The organism is Nakamurella sp., from assembly GCF_048594475.1.
Classification (GTDB): domain Bacteria; phylum Actinomycetota; class Actinomycetes; order Mycobacteriales; family Nakamurellaceae; genus Nakamurella.
Genome location: NZ_JBMDXT010000274.1, coordinates 1 through 3,592, shown reverse-complemented (window position 1 = coordinate 3,592; position 3,592 = coordinate 1). Strand labels below are relative to the sequence as shown.

The window sequence follows — 3,592 nt, the reverse complement described above, 5'->3', positions numbered from 1 at the left end:
GGGGTGTGTATATGGGTTTGGGGGTGGGCCGCCCCCCCGCCAACCACCAATGTCCCCTTGATCAACTCCGGGGGCGTGCGAGGATCGGTGGCATGAGCACCGCGGATCTGTATGCCGAGTACGGCGACCGCCTGCAGTCCTGTGACACCCAGTTCCGGCAGTTCGGCGGCCGGTCCGAGTTCGACGGGACCGCCGTCACCGTGCGGTGTTTCCAGGACAACGCGCTGCTCAAGTCGATCCTGGGCACACCCGGCGGCGGCCGGGTGCTGGTGGTGGACGGTGGCGGGTCGGTGCACACCGCGCTGACCGGGGACCTGATCGCCCAGCTGGCGGTCGACCACGGCTGGGCAGGCCTGATCCTGCACGGCGCGGTCCGGGACAGCGCGGCGCTGCGGACGCTGCCGATCGGCATCAAGGCGGTGGGCACCAACCCGCGCAAGAGCGGCAAGACCGGCGCCGGCGAGCGGGACGTCGTCCTCGAGTTCGGCGGCGCCGTGTTCACCCCGGGCGACCACATCTGGTCCGACGACGACGGCGTCGTCGTGCTGCCGGCGGCGCCGCAGTGAGCTGGGGACGCGGCACGCTGGTCCTGGACCCGCGGGAGAACGGCCCCCGCGGCTACGCCAACGGCGGGTTCGCGTGCGGCGGGCTCGCGCGCTTCGTGCGCAGCGCTCCGGTCGAGGTGACCCTCCGGGCGCCCGTCCCGGTCGGCGTCCCGCTGGCCGTGAAGGCGCGCCTGGGCGGTGGCGCCGAACTGCTGCTCCGGCAGGTCCGCGGCCAGGAGGTGCTGGCCGAGGCGGTCCCGGTGGACCCGTTTCTCGCCGAACCCCCGTACCGCCCCACCCCCGACGAGGCCCGGGCCGCGTGGGCGGCGCATCCGTTCCGGGGTCTGGACCTGCCGCTGTCGGACTGCGTGGTGTGCGGCGCGGAACGGCTGGACGGCCTGCGGATCTGCTTCGGCCCGGTGCCGGATCATCCCGAGCTGATGGCCAGCCCGTTCGTCGTGCCCGAGGCGTTCTGCGGGGACCGCGGCGAGCTGCGGATCCCGGCCGTCTGGGGTGCGCTGGACTGCCCGAGCTACCCGGCCGAGGCGGTGCGGCGGGACCGGTTCGCCCTGCTCGGCCGGCTCGCCGCCGACCTGCGGCGACCGGTCCTCGCGGGGGAGGAGCTGGTCGCCGTCGGGTGGACCGAGTCCGTCGGCAACCGGTCCATGCGCACCGCGAGCGCTCTGCTGGCCGGCGACGAGATCGTCGCATCGGCCCGGGCCGTATGGGTGGAGGCCAAGCCCGATGCCGTCTGACCCGCCGCCGAGTGCAGCCCCGAGTGTGCAGAAGGTGCCCGCAAACGGCCCGGGAAGGGGCACTTCCCGCACACTCGGCGGGGGTGGCGGGGGTTCCGAGGTGCTGCTGATGCTGCTGGCCGACGCGCGGCTGCCGACCGGTGCGCACACCCAGTCGGCCGGGCTGGAACCGGCGATGCGCAACGGTGTCTCGCTCGCCGACGTGCCGGCCTACATCCGGACCCGGCTGCGCACCGTGGTCGCCGTCGAGGCCGGCGCCGCGGTCGTCGCCCGGCACCTGGCCGCGGGCGTCGTCGGCGCCCGGGCGGTCGACCGGGACCCCGACCCAGCGGGCGGCCCGGTCGGCGACCGGCCTGGTGAGCCGCCGGACCTGGCCGGGATGCTGGCCGCCGGGTTGCGCGCCGTCGACGACGCCTGGCGGGCCCGCACCGTCAGTCCGGCGCTGCGGGAGAACGCCGAGGTGCTGGGCCGGGGGTACGCCCGCCTGGTCACCGGGCTGTGGCCGGACGAGCCGGCCAGCGCGGCGCTGCGCGCGGTCCGCCGGCCCACCCGGGCGGTCGCGATCGGCGTGGCCGGGGCACTGGCCGGCCTGGGTGGACCGCAGGTCGCCCGGCTGATCGGGTACGACGACGCCCAGACCGTGGCCGCCGCGGCGCTCAAGCTGGACCCGCTCGACCCGGTCGTCGCCACCGGATGGGTGGTCGGCGCGGCCGCGGAGATCGATCGCCTGGCGGCGGCGGTCGGCTCCTTGACCGCCGCCGCCGACATCCCCGCGGGTGCCGCGCCGCTGGTCGAGCAGTGGGCCCAGGAGCACGCCGGCACCACCCAGCGGCTGTTCCGGGCCTGACCGACCAGGCCGGCCGCCCGACGGTGCCGCCACCGCCGCGCTCGCACCCGAAACGTCGTGGACACACAACGACCTCGGCCGGTGCGGGGCGCCGGGTTAGGCTGATCTGTGCCCTCTGCCACCACCTCGCGCACCACGCTCCGGCTCGGCGTCGCCGGCCCGGTCGGCACCGGGAAGTCGTCGATCATCGCGCTCATCTGCCGGGAGATGTCGGCCGAGCTGCAGCTCGGCGTCATCACCAATGACATCTACACCGACGAGGACGCCCGGTTCCTGCGATCGGCCGGCGTGCTCGACCCGGAGCGCATCCGGGCGGTGGAGACCGGCGCCTGCCCGCACACCGCGATCCGCGACGACGTTACCGCCAACCTGCTGGCCGTCGAGGATCTCGAAGCCGACTTCGCCCCGCTCGACGTCGTCCTCGTCGAATCCGGCGGCGACAATCTGACCGCCACGTTCTCCCCGGCATTGGTCGATGCCCAGCTGTTCGTGCTGGACGTGGCCGGTGGCGGCGACGTCGCCCGCAAGGGTGGCCCGGGCATCGGCCGGGCCGACCTGCTGGTCGTGAACAAGACCGACCTGGGTCCGTACGTCGGGGTGGACGTATCGCAGATGGTGGCCGACGGCCAGGCCGCGCGGGCGGGCCGGCCGGTGATCGGGCTGTCCCGCACCGACCGGACCTCGATCGACGCGCTGACCGCCTGGGTCCGGTTCACCCTGGAGTCGTTCCGCTCCGGGAACCACGTCCCGGTGGACCCCGGTCCGATGGCCCCGCACTTCCACGCCGACGAGAACCGCTGGCACGCGCACGACGAGGCCCAGCCGCACCCGTGACGCTGATCGCGGTCGACCCGGCCCCGGGCCGGGCGCGGGTGACGCACACGCCCGGCCCGGTGGCCGCGCGCGTCCAGCGGGTCGACGCCGACGGCGCCCGGGTGGCGCTGGTCGCGACGACCGCGCTGCTGTTGGGCGGTGACCGGGTCGAGTTCGACGTGCGGGTCGGTGCCGGCGGCTGGCTGGACGTCGTGGAGACCGCGGGCACCGTCGCCTACGACGCCCAGGGGGTGACGTCCGGCTGGACCGTCCGGGCCCGGCTCGGTCAAGGCGCCCGCCTCACCTGGAACGGTGAGCCGTTCGTCGTCGCCGATGGGGCCGACGTGCTCCGGGTGACCGAACTGGACCTGGCGCCGGGCGCGACCGCCTGCCTGCGGGAGACGCTCGTGTTCGGCCGGGTCGGGGAGGCGGGCGGCGCCTTGCGCTCGACCACCCGGGCCCGCCTCGACGGGACCGACTTGCTGGTCGAAGACCTCGAGCTGGCCGACCCACTGGTCCGGTCGGGCCCCGGGCTGCTCGGGTCCTGCCGGGTCGTCGATTCGGTGCTGCTGCTCGGGATCGCGGCGCCCCCCGAGCCGGCCGTGCCGCCCGGCAATCGGTACGACCTGGCC

5 protein-coding genes are annotated in these 3,592 nt (G+C 75.3%); all 5 read left to right on the top strand.

The annotated features are described in order from the left end of the window. Positions 1–92 precede the first annotated feature (92 nt). Positions 93–566, top strand: coding sequence for a ribonuclease E activity regulator RraA (gene rraA / locus ACOJUF_RS12810; RefSeq protein WP_420122231.1), 474 nt, complete (start codon positions 93–95; stop codon positions 564–566). Next, positions 563–1,300, top strand: a complete 738-nt coding sequence (locus ACOJUF_RS12805) for a hypothetical protein (RefSeq protein WP_420122230.1) — start codon at positions 563–565, stop codon at positions 1,298–1,300. Before rraA ends, ACOJUF_RS12805 begins: the two co-directional genes overlap by 4 nt. Before the next feature lie 109 nt (positions 1,301–1,409). Beyond that, positions 1,410–2,147, top strand: a complete 738-nt coding sequence (locus tag ACOJUF_RS12800; protein ID WP_420122232.1) for an urease accessory protein UreF — start codon at positions 1,410–1,412, stop codon at positions 2,145–2,147. Between the two features lie 108 nt (positions 2,148–2,255). After that, positions 2,256–2,981 (top strand): urease accessory protein UreG, encoded by a 726-nt coding sequence (ureG, locus tag ACOJUF_RS12795; protein WP_420122229.1) that lies wholly within the window; start codon positions 2,256–2,258, stop codon positions 2,979–2,981. Further along, positions 2,978–3,592: urease accessory protein UreD (locus ACOJUF_RS12790; protein WP_420122228.1), on the top strand; the 615-nt coding region annotated here is incomplete at its 3' end. The genes ureG and ACOJUF_RS12790, both read left to right, overlap by 4 nt.